This window comes from Brevundimonas sp. MYb52, assembly GCF_002979535.1.
GTDB lineage: Bacteria > Pseudomonadota > Alphaproteobacteria > Caulobacterales > Caulobacteraceae > Brevundimonas.
This window is the reverse complement of sequence record NZ_PCPB01000008.1, coordinates 26429-42192: the sequence shown is the minus strand read 5'-3', so window position 1 is coordinate 42192 and position 15764 is coordinate 26429. Positions and strand designations below refer to the sequence as shown.

General features: G+C 69.7%; 14 protein-coding genes. 5 read left to right on the top strand and 9 right to left on the bottom strand.

Annotated features, from left to right (window positions below; genetic code table 11):
• The first annotated feature begins 100 nt into the window (after positions 1 to 100).
• From CQ039_RS10270 to CQ039_RS10260, 3 genes are read left to right on the top strand one after another with little or no spacing between them, the layout of a single operon-like run.
• The gene (locus CQ039_RS10270) at positions 101 to 850 is read left to right on the top strand and encodes a dienelactone hydrolase family protein (RefSeq protein WP_105562810.1); all 750 of its coding nucleotides are present in this window, start codon (positions 101 to 103) and stop codon (positions 848 to 850) included.
• Positions 851 to 908: 58 nt separating this feature from the next.
• The gene (locus CQ039_RS10265) at positions 909 to 1397 is read left to right on the top strand and encodes an Rrf2 family transcriptional regulator (protein ID WP_105562811.1); all 489 of its coding nucleotides are present in this window, start codon (positions 909 to 911) and stop codon (positions 1395 to 1397) included.
• A complete protein-coding gene (locus CQ039_RS10260) occupies positions 1366 to 2289 on the top strand; it encodes an NAD(P)/FAD-dependent oxidoreductase (protein ID WP_233190166.1) in 924 nt (307 codons plus the stop codon). Before CQ039_RS10265 ends, CQ039_RS10260 begins: the two co-directional genes overlap by 32 nt.
• A gap of 4 nt (positions 2290 to 2293) precedes the next feature.
• Here CQ039_RS10260 and CQ039_RS10255 read toward each other — a convergent pair whose 3' ends face one another.
• The 3 genes from CQ039_RS10255 to trpS form a co-directional block, all read right to left on the bottom strand.
• On the bottom strand, positions 2294 to 2758 hold the full coding sequence (locus CQ039_RS10255; protein ID WP_105562812.1) for an OsmC family protein: 465 nt from the start codon (positions 2756 to 2758) through the stop codon (positions 2294 to 2296).
• Between the two features lie 12 nt (positions 2759 to 2770).
• Positions 2771 to 3478 (bottom strand): GNAT family N-acetyltransferase, encoded by a 708-nt coding sequence (locus CQ039_RS10250; protein WP_105562813.1) that lies wholly within the window; start codon positions 3476 to 3478, stop codon positions 2771 to 2773.
• A 72-nt stretch (positions 3479 to 3550) separates the two neighbouring features.
• A complete protein-coding gene (gene trpS, locus CQ039_RS10245) occupies positions 3551 to 4609 on the bottom strand; it encodes a tryptophan--tRNA ligase (protein ID WP_105562814.1) in 1059 nt (352 codons plus the stop codon).
• Between the two features lie 180 nt (positions 4610 to 4789).
• On the opposite strand from trpS, the gene CQ039_RS10240 reads away from it, so the two are divergent.
• Entirely contained in the window at positions 4790 to 5557 is a 768-nt protein-coding gene (locus tag CQ039_RS10240; RefSeq protein WP_146112083.1) for a hypothetical protein, read from the top strand.
• Between the two features lie 16 nt (positions 5558 to 5573).
• On the opposite strand, the gene murJ is transcribed toward CQ039_RS10240, so the two are convergent.
• The 3 genes from murJ to mutS are packed head-to-tail and all read right to left on the bottom strand — an operon-like array spanning position 5574 to position 12695.
• Positions 5574 to 7280 (bottom strand): murein biosynthesis integral membrane protein MurJ, encoded by a 1707-nt coding sequence (gene murJ / locus CQ039_RS10235; RefSeq protein WP_105562816.1) that lies wholly within the window; start codon positions 7278 to 7280, stop codon positions 5574 to 5576.
• Between the two features lie 31 nt (positions 7281 to 7311).
• Complete coding sequence (gene glnD, locus CQ039_RS10230) at positions 7312 to 10002, bottom strand: [protein-PII] uridylyltransferase (protein WP_105562817.1); 2691 nt, start codon at positions 10000 to 10002, stop codon at positions 7312 to 7314.
• Positions 9999 to 12695 carry a DNA mismatch repair protein MutS gene (gene mutS, locus CQ039_RS10225; protein ID WP_105562818.1) on the bottom strand — a complete coding sequence of 899 codons (2697 nt, stop codon included), beginning with the start codon at positions 12693 to 12695 and terminating at the stop codon, positions 9999 to 10001. The genes glnD and mutS overlap by 4 nt, the downstream gene beginning before the upstream one ends.
• A 93-nt stretch (positions 12696 to 12788) precedes the next feature.
• On the opposite strand from mutS, the gene CQ039_RS10220 reads away from it, so the two are divergent.
• Positions 12789 to 13460, top strand: a complete 672-nt coding sequence (locus CQ039_RS10220; protein ID WP_105562819.1) for a DUF4328 domain-containing protein — start codon at positions 12789 to 12791, stop codon at positions 13458 to 13460.
• Between the two features lie 21 nt (positions 13461 to 13481).
• On the opposite strand, the gene CQ039_RS10215 is transcribed toward CQ039_RS10220, so the two are convergent.
• The 3 genes from CQ039_RS10215 to CQ039_RS10205 all read right to left on the bottom strand — a co-directional run bounded on the left by CQ039_RS10215 (position 13482) and on the right by CQ039_RS10205 (position 15737).
• Positions 13482 to 14381: an aldo/keto reductase gene (locus tag CQ039_RS10215; protein WP_105562855.1), complete on the bottom strand. Its 900-nt coding sequence runs from the start codon at positions 14379 to 14381 to the stop codon at positions 13482 to 13484.
• A 70-nt stretch (positions 14382 to 14451) separates the two neighbouring features.
• The gene (gene maiA, locus CQ039_RS10210) at positions 14452 to 15084 is read right to left on the bottom strand and encodes a maleylacetoacetate isomerase (protein WP_105562820.1); all 633 of its coding nucleotides are present in this window, start codon (positions 15082 to 15084) and stop codon (positions 14452 to 14454) included.
• Positions 15081 to 15737, bottom strand: a complete 657-nt coding sequence (locus CQ039_RS10205; RefSeq protein ID WP_105562821.1) for a fumarylacetoacetate hydrolase family protein — start codon at positions 15735 to 15737, stop codon at positions 15081 to 15083. The genes maiA and CQ039_RS10205 overlap by 4 nt, the downstream gene beginning before the upstream one ends.
• Positions 15738 to 15764 lie beyond the last annotated feature (27 nt).

Here is a 15764-nt window from a genome sequence, read left to right as displayed (position 1 = left end):
CTTCTTTCACTTAGATATATCGAACTGCCACATAGATATATCGATATATCGAAACCGCAAGCCCCCTTTCCTCGCAGTCGCGAACCTCTAAGCTGGGCCGATGGATACGCTCGACGCCCGCTGGGCCATGCTGGAACCGCACGTGACCGTGGTCGGGCCCGACGACGATCGGCCGCGTCCGGCGGTGCTGCTGTTCCACGGCTGCGGCGGCCTGCGGGACCACCTGCCGCGCTACGCCGAAGCGGCCAAGGCGGCGGGCTGGCGCGCCTTCATCGTCGATTCCTATGGCCCGCGCGGCTGGAACCGGGCCTTCACCCTGACCACGGTCTGCACCGGCCTGGTGCTGCGCGGCTATGAGCGGGCGGGGGACCTGCTGGCCGTCATCCAGGGCGTTTCGCGTCGCCCCGATGTCGATCCCGCCATGCTGTCGCTCGCCGGCTGGAGCCACGGCGGCTGGTCGATCATGGAGATGATGAGCGAAGACCCGCAGCCGGGCCGCATGGGCGTGGCCAACCCCGGCGACTGCGACCTGTCGGGCGTCAAGGCGGTGTGGCTGGCCTACCCCTATGTCGGCGCCTGGGCCTTCAACAGGATGAAGCCGTGGCGGCACTGTCCGCGCGTCCTGGCCATGACGGCCAGGCGCGACCACCTGACCACGGTATCGAACGCCGAGCGGGTCAACGCCATGATCCGCGACTGCGGCTCCGAGGTCGAAAGCTGGGTCGCCGAAGGCACCCACGCCTTTGACGAACCCACCAGCAACGGCCCGATGCGCCACGACCCCGATCTGACGCTGGAAGCCCTTCGTCGCTTCACGGCCTTCCTCAAAGACGTGGCTCCGGACGCCTGAAAACTAATTTCCACGCCCCGTCTTGACGTGCGACGCATCACGTAACAATTGAAGTTACATGAAACGCGACTCCCGCCTGTCCAACATCCTCCACGCCCTGCTGCACATGGCCGAGCATGAGCAGCGTCATGGCCAGCCCATGACCTCGGACCTGCTGGCGACCTGTCTGTCGACCAACCCCGTCGTGGTCCGCCGCACCATGGCGGGCCTGAGGGAGCAAGGGCTGGTGATCTCCGAGAAGGGCCACGGCGGCGGCTGGCGGCTGGCCCGCCCGCTGGACGGCGTCACCCTGGGTCAGGTCCACGCCGCGCTCGGCGAACCCGGCCTTCTGCCCGAAACCCCGCCGGTCGAGGCCGAGGGCTGCCTGATCGAGGCCGCCGTCAACGACGCCCTGTCCGACACCTATGCCGCCGCGCGCGCCCTGCTGGCGGCCCGGCTGGACTCCATCACCCTGGCCGATCTGGCGGCGGACTTCTCGCGCCGGCTGGCCGCCCATCCCAAGAGAGACCTTCTCCATGCGCACCAGCGAAAATCCGATGCCTCATGACGCCGTCGTCATCGGCGGCTCCTACGCCGGCCTGTCCGCCGCCCTGCAGTTGGTGCGGGCGCGCCGCCGGGTCCTGGTCATCGACGACGCCCGGCCGAGAAACCGCTTCGCCGCCCGCGCCCACGGTGTGCTGAGCAACGACGGCCGTCCGGGATCAGAGATCGCCGCCGCCGCCCGCGCCCAGGTGGCCGCCTATCCCACCGCCGCCTTCCGCATGGCCGAGGCGGTGGAGGTCGAACGCATCGAGGGCGGCTTCGCGGTCGCCTTCGCCGACGGCACGCGCACCAGGGGTCGCCGCCTGATCCTGGCCCACGGGGTCGAGGACGTCCTGCCCGACATCCCGGGCGTGAAGGAGCGCTGGGGCCGAACCGCCCTGCACTGCCCCTGGTGCCACGGCTATGAGATCGGCGGCGGACCGATCGGCGTCCTGGGGCGCGGCGATCATGCGGTCCAGTATGCGATGATCGTCGCCGAGTGGGGCCAGGCCGTGCTGTTCATCGACCCGGCGCGCCTGGGCGAGGACGACGCTCGTCTTCTGGCCCGACGCGGCGTGACCATCGAACCGACGCCCATCGAGCGGCTGGAGGGCGAAGCCCCCACCCTGACCGGCGCACGACTGACCGATGGACGCTTCCTCCCGCTGAAGGCCCTCTTCGTCGGCGCCCATGTGCGCCAGGCCAACGGTTTCGCCGAGCGTCTGGGCTGCGAGATGACGGACAGCCCCATGGGCCGGATCGTCAAGGTGGACGCCCAGCAACAGACCAGTCAGCCGGGCGTCTTCGCCGCCGGAGACCTGGCGCGCCCGGCGGGCAATATCACCCTGGCGACGACGGACGGCATGCTGGCCGCACACGCCGCCTTCCGCTCCCTGATCGAGGAGGAGACGGCCTGAGCTTTCAGCCGATACGGGCCGTGACGGTGATCTCGGACCGCACCGTATGGGCCATGTCGCAGTGCTCGTGCGCCGCGTGATGCAGGGCGTCCAGCTCGGCTTGATCAGGCTGACGTCCGGTGAAGCTCGTCACCGGGTTGAGAGCGACGCGCGCCAGGTAGGACTTGCCTGTTTCATTCTTGCCCATCTCGCCCGAGGCGTCGTCCAGATAGCGGTCGACGACCAGGCCGGCGTTGGCGGCGAAGGCCAGGAACCACAGCATGTGGCAGCTGGACAGGGAGGCGATCATGGCCTCCTCCGGGTCCACGCCCGCCGGGTCCGACATCGGGATCGGCACGCCCGCCGGCGACGAGGAGCCGGGCACCACGGCCCCGCCGTCAAAGCGCCAGACATGGGCGCGGCTGTATCGCTTGTCGGCGAAGGCCTGCTCGCCCCGCGTCCATTCCACCGTTGCGCCGTGTCCGCTCATGCTGCGTCTCCTCTAGGCCTCGCCCAATGATGTGTAGATCATGCGCGCCCGCGTCTGGAATCCAAGCCCCCGATAGAAGGCGATCGTCGCTTCGTGATCGGCGAAGGCGTGCAGGAAGGCCGCCTCTCCCGTCGCCAGAATCTCGCTGACCACAAGGCGGGACAGGGCGGCGGCGTAACCCTGACCGCGATGGTCCGGGTGGGTGCAGACCCCGCTCAGCTCGGTGAAGCCGTCGACGCGCAGCCGCCGCCCCGCCATGGCCACCAGTTGGCCGTCGCGCTTGATCCCGACGAAGGGGCCGAGCTCGCGGGTCTTCGAGCGAAAGGGCCCAGGTTTGGTCAGGGTCGCCAAGGCCAGCATGGCCGGGGCGTCCGCCTCGCCCAGTTCCTCAATCACGCCGTCCAGCCGCGCGCTCGGCCCGACGGGCGTCAGGGCCGTCGCTGTCATCTGCACCAGGGCGACCTGGGCGGCGACCGGCACGCCTTCGGGCAGGACCCCGGCCATCGGCCCGTCCTCGCGCTCGACCAGTCCCGCGCCGGGGTAGCGCCGGGCCAGGACGCCCAGCGCCTCACGGCTGGCGGCGCTGTCATCCGCCGCCGCCAGAAAGACCCCGACCTCGGGGTCGAGGCGCGCGGCCAAGGCCCCGGAATCAGGCGTGGTGAACCGCGACAGGCGGGTCGTCAGGGCGTTGAAAACGGCGCGATCAAGAGGATGGCTCATGACCGGATGATCTAGGCGCGAAGGCGCCGCCGCGAAACCCGCCGCGCCGTCGTCACGTCCGAAAAGCGCCGATCAGCCCTGCCAGAAGCCGACGATCTTCTTGACCTCGTCCACCACCGGCTGAGCCACCTCGCGGGCGCGCTCGGCGCCGACGGCCAGGGCGCGGTCGATCTCGGCCGGGTCAGCCATCAAGCGGCGCATCTCGGCCGTGACCGGGGCCATCGACGTGACCGCCAGCTCGGCCAGCTTGGGCTTGAACGCCCCGAAGCCCTGACCGCCGAACTCGGCCAGAACCGCCTCGCGCGTCGTGTCCGACAGGGCGGCGTAGATGGCCACCAGGTTCTTGGCTTCGGGCCGTCCGTCCAGACCCTCGAGCGTGTCGGGCAGGACATCCATGTCCGACTTGGCCTTCTTGATCTTGGCGGCGATGGTGTCGGCGTCGTCGGTCAGGTTGATGCGCGACAGGTCCGACGGATCGGACTTGCTCATCTTGGCCGAACCATCACGCAGGCTCATGACGCGCGTGCCCGGCCCCTGAATCAGCGGCTCCGGCTGCGGGAAGAAGCCCGGCACGCCGAAGTCGTTGTTGAACTTGGCGGCGATGTCGCGGGTCAGTTCCAGATGCTGCTTCTGGTCCTCACCGACCGGCACCTCGGTCGCCTTGTAGAGCAGGATGTCCGCCGCCTGCAGCACCGGATAGGTGTAGAGGCCGACGCTGGAGCGCTCCTTGTGCTTGCCCGACTTCTCCTTGAACTGGGTCATCCGGTCCAACCAGCCGAGGCGGGCGACGCAGTTGAAGATCCAGGCCAGCTCGGCGTGGGCCGGCACCGCCGACTGCGGGAAGATGGTCGCCTTGGCCGGGTCCAGCCCCGCCGCCAGATAGGCCGCCGCGATCTCGCGCGTCTGGGCCGTCAGCTTCTCCGGTTCCTGCCAGACGGTGATGGCGTGCATGTCGGCGACGAAGACGAACAGGGGCGCGCCCGTGTCCTGCAGCTCGGTGAAGCGCTTCAAGGCGCCCAGATAGTTGCCCAGGTGCAGGGCGCCGGAGGCCTGGATGCCGGACAGGATGCGGCGCGGACCGGCATAGGCGGGCGCAACCGGAGCGACGGGGGCCGGGGTCTGGTCAGTCATGGGGGATTTCTCGGAACTCGAAGAGGCTGGATTCGGCGCACGCACAGGCGCGCGGAGGCAGGCGGTGAACAGTCAGCCGCGCCATCGCCGGGCGACGAAAGGGTGTCCCGAATGAGCCATGCCCTCGCGCTTATCGGTTCAAGCCGCCAAGGGCAAGGCTGCCGGGGCTAGGGCCTTCGGTTGACCGGGCCCGACAAATACAAATATCGTCGATTTATGAAATATGCTCATGCTTGCACTGGACTGATCCTCGCAACCGCCATCGGCGCTTGCGCCACGCGGCCGCCCGCGCCGGAGAGGCCCTACCTGGTGCAGCTATCGGTCGCTTACAGCGACGGCCCCTGCGATTGGAGCCTGATGCAGGACGTGAACGACCGCCCAGCGATGAGGGGCATGCTCGGCGCCGCCTACTGGCCGCACACCGTGCCTGTCGCGTCGCAGTCAAAACGGACGCGCTCGGCTTCACTTCTCGCCTACGGAGCGGATACCGCCTTCGCCTGGCCGTCGCAGCCGAACGAGCGGATATGCCTTGCACTCCACAAGCGAACCTCGGTCTGGCAGGAGGGCGTCCCGCCTGTCCTCACGCTGGAAATGTTTCCGAGCCCGTCCGGCGCTGACGTCCACGCCCGAGCCCCAAGCTCGACTCTTTCAAGCGCGGTCGCGACGCTCAAATCTGTCCGACCGGACCCGGACCTCCCGCCCACACGCGTGGACCTCGCCTTCCACGAGGGACGCGCCGAAGGCAGCTTCGATCGCCCGGCAGACGCGTCACGGTTTCAGGTCATCGTCGTTGTCACCGAGGCCGACGGGGAAGGCCAGACGGAGCGCGCCCTGGAGCTTCTGACGACCGCCGGGATCGAAGAGAACCTCATCGTCCGCGAAGGTTCACGCCTCGTCGCGCGCCCCTCCTGGCCAGGAGCAGGGAAGCGGTCGTCCCATCCGCGTTGACACCCTTGCGCCTCGGCTACCGCGCCTTGCGGATCAGACCCTTGATCTCGGCGACCGTGATCGCGCGAGTGGCGAAGGCCAGGGCGACATAGGTCAGACCGCCCGCCGCCACAACGACCAGAAGGGTCAGCTCCTTGGCGCCGTGGTTCGATCCGAGCGCGCCCAGCAGGGCCTCGACCGGCGCCTGCAGCATCGGCCGCGCCCAGGAGGCGACGCCGACCACCACGCCCAGGCCGATGCTGGCCAGCAGGATGCGCGCCAGCCGCGAAGCCGCCGCCGGGCTCGGCCGATAATGACCGCGCCGCCACAGGGTCGCGCCCAGCAGAAGGGCATTGGTCCAGGCCGCGGCGCTGACCGCTGCGGCAATGCCGGAAATGCCCATGCCGAGGTTGAACAGGACGATGGCCAGGGCCGCGTTCACGGCCACCGAGACCAGGGCGAAGACCATGGGTCGGCGCGTGTCGCCCCGCGCAAAGAAGGCCGGGGCCAGGATGCGGATCAGGACAAAGGCCGGCACGCCCCAGCCGAACTGGAACAGGGCCTGAGCGGTGTTCACCGCATCGACCTGCAGGAAGGCGCCGCGCGTGAACAGGGCGTCGATCAGGAAATAGGGCATGGCCAGCAGGGCCGCCGCCGCCGGCAGGGTCAGGGCCATGGACAGGGCCAGGGCCTCGTCCATCGATGCCTGCTGCTGGCCGTGGTCCTTGGACGCCACCGCCGCCGACAGCTTGGGCAGCAGAGCGATGCCGATGGCCACCCCGACCAAGCCGAGCGGCAGTTGATACAGCCGGTCCGCCGTGGCCAGCCAGGTCCGCCCGCCAGCGACGAAGCTGGACAGATTGCCCGAGATGAAGACGTTGATCTGGGTCGCGCTATTGCCGATGGCGGCGGGTATGGCGGTGATGATGATGGCCTTCACCGCCGGGGTCAGTTTCGGCATGGTCAGGCGGATATTGGCCCCGGCCTTGCGCGCCGCCCACCAGCACAGACCCGCCTGGGCCACGCCCGCCACAGCCACGCCCCATGAGGCGGCATAGGCGGCGCCGATCTGGTCGCCCTTGGCCGGGATGACGGCGGCCAGCATGATCAGGTTCAGCAGGATGGGATAGGCGCCCGAGACGATGAAACGCCCGCGCGCGTTCAGCACGCCGCTGAGCAACGAGGCCACGGCCATGCAGGGCAGGTAGGGCATGGTGATCTGGGTCAGGATCACCGCCAGCTTGAAGCGCGCCGGATCGTCGAGGAAGCCGATGTTGATGACCGTCATCAGCCACGGCATCGACAGCTGGGCCAGGATGGTCAGGACCACGGTGACGGCGGCGACGGCGGCCAGGGCGTCGGTGGCGACCTGATCGGCCACGGCCTCGCCCTCGGTCTTCAGCGTCTTGGCGTAGGCCGGCACGAAGGCGGCGGCGAAGGCCCCTTCGGCGAAGATGCGGCGGAACAGGTTGGGGAAGTTCAGGGCGGTGTTGTAGGCGTCCGCCGCGGGTCCCGCCGAGGCGCCCAGCGCCGCCGAGATGACCACGTCGCGCGCAAACCCGGCCAGGCGGCTGAGCAGGGTCATGGCGCTGAAGATGGCCGAGGAGCGCATGACGCCCCCCCCTTTGGGCGCATCGCCGTCCAGCGTCGCCGAGGCGGCGGGCGGCTGAACGATCGGCTCGACGGTGGCCGTTGCGCTCGGCACAGACGCCGCCGGTTCGATGGGATCGGTCTTGTCGTTCACGGCTGGTCTCTGTGCTCGCCCAACAAACGCCTTAGCGCGCCCGCGACCCGCTGGATATGGCCTTGCGTCCCACTTCGCCCTCCAGATCGGAGACGTCGCGCACGCTGGCCCGCACCGGCACGATGCGCCGCCCCGCCGGTCCCTGCGGCGCGCGGTCCAGAACCTCCAGCAGCCCGACCCTCAAGGCCGCCAGACGCCCCGCGTCGGTCGGCTTCGCCCCGTCGGCGTCGGTGATGTAGAAGCCGTCCACCGCCCGCTCGCCGAAGCTGGCCACATGGGCCGAGCGGGTCGAATAGCCGTGCGCCGAGATGGTCCGCGCCAGGTCGGCCAGCAGGCCCGGCCGGTCGGCGCCCGAGACCTCGACCACCACGGCGCTGGTCCCGGCCTCGACGTCGATGCGCACCACGGGACGCACCTCGAACACCGCCCGGCGCGCGCTAACCCGAGGCGTCTCGACCGCCGAGGCGCGGGCGCCCTTCTGCGCCGCTCGCTCCAGCGCCTTGACCAGGATGGCGAGGCGGCGCGGCTCGCGCTGGCCATAGGCCTCGCCCGCCCCGTCCTGAATTTCGAACACGTCCAGCGCCGTGCCGTCCTCGGCGGTGGCCAGACGCGCCCCGACCACGTCAGCCCCGGCCATGGCTAGGGTGGCGGCCAGGTCAGCGAACAGGCCGGGGCGGTCCAGCGCCGCCACCGCCACACGCGCGGTGGATTCCAACGGTCCTTCGGCGGGCAGGGCCTCGACCGCCGCGCCCTCGCGCCGCGCCCGCTCGACCAGGGCCGGATGGTCGATCAGCGGGTCTTCGCGCGTCACGGCGTCGCCGCGGAACAGAGCCTCGGTCGCCTCGAACAGGGCACGCATCAACTGCCCCTTCCAGCCGTTCCACACCCCCGGCCCCACGGCCCGAATGTCGGCCACGGTCAGGACCATCAGCATCCGCAGGCGCTCCGGGTCGCCCACGGCCTCGGCGAAGGCGCGCACGGTCGAGGGGTCGGAGACGTCGCGCTTTTGCGCATAGTCGCTCATCAGCAGGTGATGGCGCACCAGCCAGACCACCAGTTCGATCCGGCGCGGATCGACGCCCAGCCGCTCGCAGGCGCGGCGCGCGGCGATGGCCCCGTCCTCCAGCTGCCCCCGGTCGCCGCCCTTGCCGACGTCGTGCAGCAGCATGGCCAACATCAGCACCTCGATATCGGCGATGCGGTGGATGATGGCGGTCGAGGCCGGGTGGTCCGCCTCCAGCTTGCCACGGGCGATGTCATTGATGACGCCCACGGCCTGCAGGGTGTGCTCGTCCACCGTATAGGCGTGGTACATATTGAACTGGGTCTGGCCGACGATCCGTCCCCATTCGGGCAGAAAACGCCCCAGCAGGCCCGTCTCATTCATGATCGACAGGACGCGATAGGGCCTCTGCCCATGCGCCAGGACCGTCAGAAAGGCCTCGGCCGCGCGCGGGTCGCGTCGCAGCGCCGGGGTCACCAGGGACAGGGCGCGGATCACGGCGGCGAAGGCGTCGGGATGCAGGTCCAGATCCAGCCGGTCGGCCTCGACGAACAGCAGCAGCAGCCGCACCGGGTCATGGGCGAAGACCGAGCCCCCCGTCACCGTCAGGCGCCCGCCCTCGACCGCCAGGCCGTCAAAGGCCAGCTTGGCGCGCCGACGCGGGATCAGCCGCGACAGGCCGCGCGCCAAGCCTTGGGCTTTTTTCTGCTGGCGCGCCTCCAACTGGGTCGAGACGGCGCGGGTCAGGGCCCCGACCTCGCGCGCCACCTGGAAGTAGCGCCGCATGAAACGCTCGACCGCCAGCTCGTCGCCGCGTCCGCGCCAGCCCATGCGCCGCGCGATCTCGGGCTGGTAGTCGAAGGTCAGCTTCTCCTCGGCCCGACCCGCCGCCAGGTGCAGATGGATGCGCACGCTCCATAGAAAACCGATGGCCTCGCGGAAGCTGCGCAACTCGCGCGCGCTCAGCAGGCCCTCCAGCGCCGCCTGCCCCCGCTCGCTGTCCGGCGCCAGCGACCGGGCGATCCAGAACAGGGTGTTCAGATCGCGAAGCCCGCCCTTGCCGTCCTTGATATTGGGCTCGACGCGGTAACGCACCGCCCCCGTCTTCTGCAGACGAACGTCGCGCTCCTCCATCTTGGCGGCGATGAAGGGGCGGGGATCCGCCTTGGCGACCTCAGTGCGGAACCGTCTCAACAGGCCGTCGCCCAGCCCTGCGTCTCCCGCCAGAAGCCGGGCTTCCAGCAGGGTGGTCCGCACCGTCATGTCGCTGCGGGCCAGGTCGAGGGTTTCCCCGACCGAGCGCGAGGACGAGCCGACCTTCAGGCCCAGATCCCACAGGACGTAGTGGACAAACGCGATCACCGCCTCGGTGCGGGCGTTGATCCCTTGGCCGGGGCGCAGGAACAGCAGGTCGAGATCGGAAAAGGGCGCCAGAACGCCCCGACCATAGCCGCCGACCGCCAGCAGGCTGAGACGATCCTGCGGCGCCGGATGCAGGACCTCGGTCGCGACCCGCCACAGGTTGATCAGCAGGACGTCGGCGGCAGCGGCGTAGAGGCGCGCCGCCTCCGCCCCGTCGATCCCGCCCTCCAGCCGCCGGGCTACGCGGGCGCGGTCGATGGCGAAGCTTTCGCGCAAAATCTCGGTGACGGCGGCGCGGGCGTCGGGCGCCGAGGCGGCCGGAACCAGACGTGGATCAAGGGCCGCCGGAGGGATCACGAGCGCGACAGGCCCTTCAGCCGATAGAGCGCTTCCAGCGCCTCACGCGGGGTCAGCTCGTCCGGGTCGATGTCGGCCATGGCGTCATCCAGCGCCGAGCTCATCGGCGCCGGCGCAGGCTCGGCCACGGCGGCGAACAGGGGCAGGTCGTCCAGACGCGCGCTCGCCGCCTTCTCGCTCTCCAGCCGCTCCAGCACCTCGCGGGCGCGGCCGACCACCGCCGTCGGCACCCCCGCCAGCTTGGCCACCTGCACGCCGTAGGAGCGGTCCGCCGCCCCGGGCGCCGCCTCGTGCAGGAAGACCAGGTCGCCGTTCCACTCGCGTGCCTTCATCGACAGGTTGCAGACGTGGTCGAGCCGCTCCTCCAGCCTCGCCAGCTCGTGATAGTGGGTGGCGAACAGGGTGCGGGCGCGGTTGGTCTCATGCAGGGCCTCGGCCGTGGCCCAGGCGATGGCCAGGCCGTCATAGGTGGCGGTGCCGCGTCCGATCTCGTCCAGAACGACAAAGCTGTGCGGCGTGGCCTGGGTCAGGATGGCGGCGGTCTCGACCATCTCCATCATGAAGGTGGAGCGGCCGCGCGCCAGATCGTCGCCGGCGCCGACGCGGCTGAACAGACGGTCGACGACGCCCAGCCGCATGGCGCGCGCCGGCACAAAGGCCCCGGCCTGGGCCAACACCACCAGAAGCGCGTTCTGGCGCAGGAAGGTCGACTTACCGGCCATGTTCGGACCGGTAACGATCGACAAGCGCGAGGCCCCGGCGCCGTCGCCGGCCAGTCGGCAGTTGTTCGGGGTATAGGGGTCGCCCTGCGCCGTCACCGCCGCCTCGACCACCGGGTGACGCCCGGCCTCGACGTCGAAACACAGGCTGTCGTCGACGACGGGGCGGACGGCGCCGACCTCCTCGGCCCATTCCGCCAGAGCCGCGTGGGCGTCCAGTTCGGCCAGGGCCTCGGCTACGCCTTGCAGCGGCCCGGCCAACCGCGCCACCTCGCGCCGCCAGGTCTCGAACGTCTCGCCCTCCATGGCCAGGGCGCGGTGTCCGGCCTGGCTGATCTTGGCGTCCAGTTCCGACAGTTCGACCGTGGTGAAGCGAACCTGATTGGCCAGGGTCTGGCGGTGGATGAAGGGGCTGTCGGGTCCGGCCCGCAGCAGGTTCTCCGCCGCCTTGGCCGAGGCTTCGAGGAAGTAGCCCAGCACGGCGTTGTGGCGCACCTTGAAGGCCACGCCGCTCTCGGCCACGGCCCGGGCTTCCAGATCGGCGACCACCCGACGGCTGTCGTCGCGCAGGGTGCGAGCGGCGTCCAGTTCGGGCCGGTGGCCGGGGTTCACGAAGCCGCCGTCGCGCGCCAGATGCGGCGGCTCCTCCATCAGGCCGTCGATCAGATCGGCCAGAAGATGCGACAGCTCCCCGTCCAGTGTCAGCCGATCAAGGCAGGCCAGAACCCGGCTCGGCGGTCCGGCCAGAGGATCATGGGTCGAAGCGGCGAACAGACCGGCCAGAGCCTGCGCTGTCGTCAGGCCCGATCGGATGGCCGCCAGATCGCGCGGCCCGCCGCGCCCCAGGGCCAGACGCGAGGTGGCCCGCGCCACGTCGGCCGAGGCGCGCAGGCCGTCTCTCAGATCACGGCGCAAATCGCGCCGCTCCAGCAGCCATTCGACCGCGTCCAGCCCGGCGTTGATCGCCGCCGGATCACGCAGAGGTCGCGAAATGCGTTCCGCCAGGGCCCGCGCCCCGCCCGAGGTGACGCTACGGTCGATGCTGTGCAGCAAGGAGCCGTCGCGCTCGCCCCTCTGGGTGCGGTCGATCTCGAGGCTGAGACGCGTCGCCGGATCAATGGCCAGAAAGCCGCTCTCGCCCGAGCGACGCGGCGGGGCCAGGGCCGGGATCTTGCCGGCTTGAGTGGTCTCCAGATAGGCGGCGATCAGGCCCAGCGCCGAGACCTCGGCCTCCTCGAAGGCCCCGAAGCCGTCCAGCGCCGAGACGCCATAGAGCCGCTGCACCCGGTCGCGCGCGCCCACGGGCTCGGCCAGGGCCTGGGGCATGGCCTGAACCACCCCGCCGGAACCGTCCAGCGCCCCCTTCAAGGTCTCGTCCGAGAACAGACGGTCGGGCACCAGAACTTCCGATGGACGGAAGGCCGCCAGGGCCGCGCCCAGATCGCTCAGGTCGCAAGCCACCGAGTCCACCGCGCCCGCCGACAGCTCGACCACGGCCACCGCCGCCCTGCCCTTGCGGATCGCCACCGCCGCCAGCCGGTTGGCCCCGCGCGCGTCCAGCAGGGTGTCTTCGGTCAGGGTGCCGGGCGTCACCACCCGCACCACGCCGCGATGCACCACCGCCTTGTGACCGCGTTTCTTGGCCTCGGCCGGGGCTTCCAGTTGCTCGCAGATGGCCACCTTGAAGCCCATGCGGATCAGCCGCGCCAGATAGCCGTCCAGGGCGTGGACCGGCACCCCGGCCATGGGAATGTCCTCGCCCTGATGCTTGCCGCGCTTGGTCAGGGTGATGCCCAGCGCCGCCGCCGCCTTCACCGCATCGTCAAAGAACAGCTCGTAGAAGTCGCCCATGCGGAAAAACAGAATGGCGTCCGGCTGATCGGCCTTGGCCGCCAGGAATTGGGCCATGACCGGCGTCGTTCCGGCGTCGGGCTTCAGATCAGCTTGCGGGGGGTGGGCGATGGGCGCGTTCATTGTCCGTCAGGGTGACGGATCGCGGCGGCGGCCTCAAGCGCAGGCTTGCATCCCTCGGCGAAATCACCCATCCGGGCTGTGGGGGAAACTGAAATGACAAAGTTATACAAAACGCGCCCAATCGGTCGCCTGGGTCGCCTCGCCGTCGCCGCCATCTACGCCGCCCTCGTCGCCAACGCCTTCCATATTGCCCTGGCCGCCACGGACTGGTTCCTTCTGCAAGGAGTAGCCGGCGACCTGCCGCTCGGCCCCTACGGCGAATACCCGGTTCACGCCGCAGTCACCGAAGCCACGGCCATTCTCCGACTGCCGGTTCTCGCCGTCGGTTTGATCGTGTCCTTCATCGTGCTGAAGTGGATCTATCGCGCCAACATGAACGCCCAGGCCTGGACGGGCGGCATGCGAGTCTCTCCGCCCTGGTCCATCGGCTGGTTCTTCATCCCCCTCGCGAACCTATGGAAACCGTTTCAGGGCGTCGCCGACACCTGGGCTGCCAGCCACGGTCATCCCGTCTCCAGCGAAGCGCCCAACCACCTCAAGGTCTGGTGGGGACTTTGGCTCGCATCCGGCGTCGTCGCCAGCGTCAGCAATCGGATGGCGTGGCGCGCCGATACGGTCGGCATCATGCACACAAGCGCCGGGCTGGAAGTGGTCTCGGCGCTCCTGTCGTTCGGCGCCGGCCTGCTGTTTCTTGAGATCGTCAACCGCATCACGACCGCGCAAACCCTGCGCTTGAGCGCCGCGGATTCAGACGTCTTCGCCTGACGGCTGGATCGGGCGGCTGGATCAGGCCGCGTTGCTGATATGCAGGCGCAGGCGCGAGGCGACGGCGGCGGGCGCCTCGTCGAGAGCCAGGGCGTCCCAGTCGATGTCGGGCTTGGCCGCGTGCGAGGCGGCGACAATGGCGCGCAGTTCAGCGGCCGAGGCCACGCTGGCGATCACCTGGGCCACGCCGGGCAGGTTGAGGGCGTAGGCCAAAGCCGCCTGCATTGGATCGACCCGCGCCTCGGCCAGACGCCGGCGCGTGCGCGACAGGGCCATGCCGTGGTCGGCCAGTTCCGGCGGCAAGCTGTCGCGGTTGGCGAACAGCAGGCCTTGGGCGAAGACCGAGGCCAGATGCACCTCGACGCCCTGCCCGGCCAGGTCCTCAATGAGCCCGCTGCGCGCGGCGCGCTGATCCAGAATATTGCAGGCGATCTGCACCACGTCGGGCTGGAAGCGGCGGGCGATCAGGGCTGGACCGTCCTCGACGGTGGCGACGAAGCCGATCTTGCGGAAGACGCCGCGTTCCTTCAGCGCCTGCAGTCGGGCCCACAGGGCGCGCCCCTCGGCGCCGGCCAGATCGGCGGCGTTCTGCACCAGAACGGCGTCGCCACGTGGCAGACCCATGCGTTCCAGCGAGCGGCGGGCGCGGGCCTCGACCCGATCCAGCCCGTCAGCCAGAGGCACGGTGCGCGCCGTGACGCGGAAGGGCGAGGGGAAGGGCCAGGCCTGACCCAGCAGACGCTCGACGTCCCCCTCGGGCCGGGTCGCGACCAGACCGACGCCCGCGTCGCCCGCTGTCTGCAGCAGATGACGCATGGCGTCCTCCCGCTGACCGGGGGGCAGCGGACGCGACCGTTCGGGCTCTGTCACCACAGCGATGGCGAGCCGGTCGGCCGGAGAAGGCGGAATAGCGAATCTCACGACGCCGATATTCAGCGCCAAAGCTTAAGGGAGATTGACTGAAATCAAGGCTGTTGGTGAACGAACAGACTTAATCCGCATCCGGTTGGTTGTCGGGATGGGCGGCGATGAAGGCCGGATGCAGGTCCGCCCGCATCTCGATCTCCAACAGACGCGGAAATGCGGTCAGATCGACATTAAACCGACGCGCCGAATAAATTTGCGGGATCAGATAACAATCAGCCAGCGTCGGCGCTCCGCCAAAGCACCAGCCCTCGCCGTGACGCACGACTTGAGCCTCCAGCGCCTTGAAGCCGTCGCTGATCCAACGGCCGGCCCAGGCGTCGGTCGCGGCCTGATCGGCGCCCAGATCCTTCACCGCCTTCAGCACCCGCAGATTGTTCAGCGGATGCACGTCGCAGCCGATCAGGGCGGCCATGGCGCGCACCGTGGCGCGGTCGGCGGGCAGGATCGGCAACAGGGCCGGGGTCGGATGCGTCTCCTCCAGCCACTCCAGAATGGCCGGGCTCTGGGTCAGGACCAGACCGTCGCCGGTCTCCAGCGCCGGAACCAGACCTTGCGGGTTCAGCGCCAGATAGGCCTCCGACTTCTGCGCGCCCGTGCGCAGATCAACCGGCGCCGTCCGATAGGTCAGACCCTTGAGGTTGAGCGCGATGCGGGTGCGATAGCTGGTGCCCGAGCGCCAGTAGCCGTGCAGGATCATGACTTCACCGTGAAGCTGAGCGGGGCCAGGCTGTCGATGCTTGCCTCGACCCGGTCGCCGGGGTTGAGCGGCCCGACGCCCTCGGGCGTGCCGGTGAAGATCAGGTCGCCGGGTTGCAGGCTCCACAACTCATTGGCCTGGGCCAGAATCCCCGCCGGATCCCAGATCATGTCCGACAGACGGCCCGACTGGCGCGTCTCGCCGTTGACCTTGAGTTCGATCACCGCGTCGGCGTCCGGCAGGGCGCCGAGCGTCAGGGCGCCGCACGGGGCCGACTGGTCAAAGGCCTTGCCCGCCTCCCACGGCCGGCCCTTGGCTTTCGCTTCGGCCTGCAGGTCGCGCCGCGTCAGATCGACGCCGACGGCCCAGCCCGCAATGGTCCCGCCCTCGCCGATGGCGACGACCAGTTCGACCTCGTGGTGCAGGTTTGCGGTCGCCGACGGATAGGCCGGGTCAGCCCCATCCACGACCAGGGCGTCGGCGGGCTTGGCGAAAAAGAAGGGGGCCGGCTTGTTCGGATCGGCCCCCATTTCGCGGGCGTGGGCGGCGTAGTTCTGGCCGACGCAGAGGATGCGGCGCACCGGGAAACGACGCGCCTCATCGACGATCGGCAGGGACGGCGTGGGCGCGGGTGGGAACAGCCATTGGGTCATGACGTTGTTCTAGGACGACGCCCCACC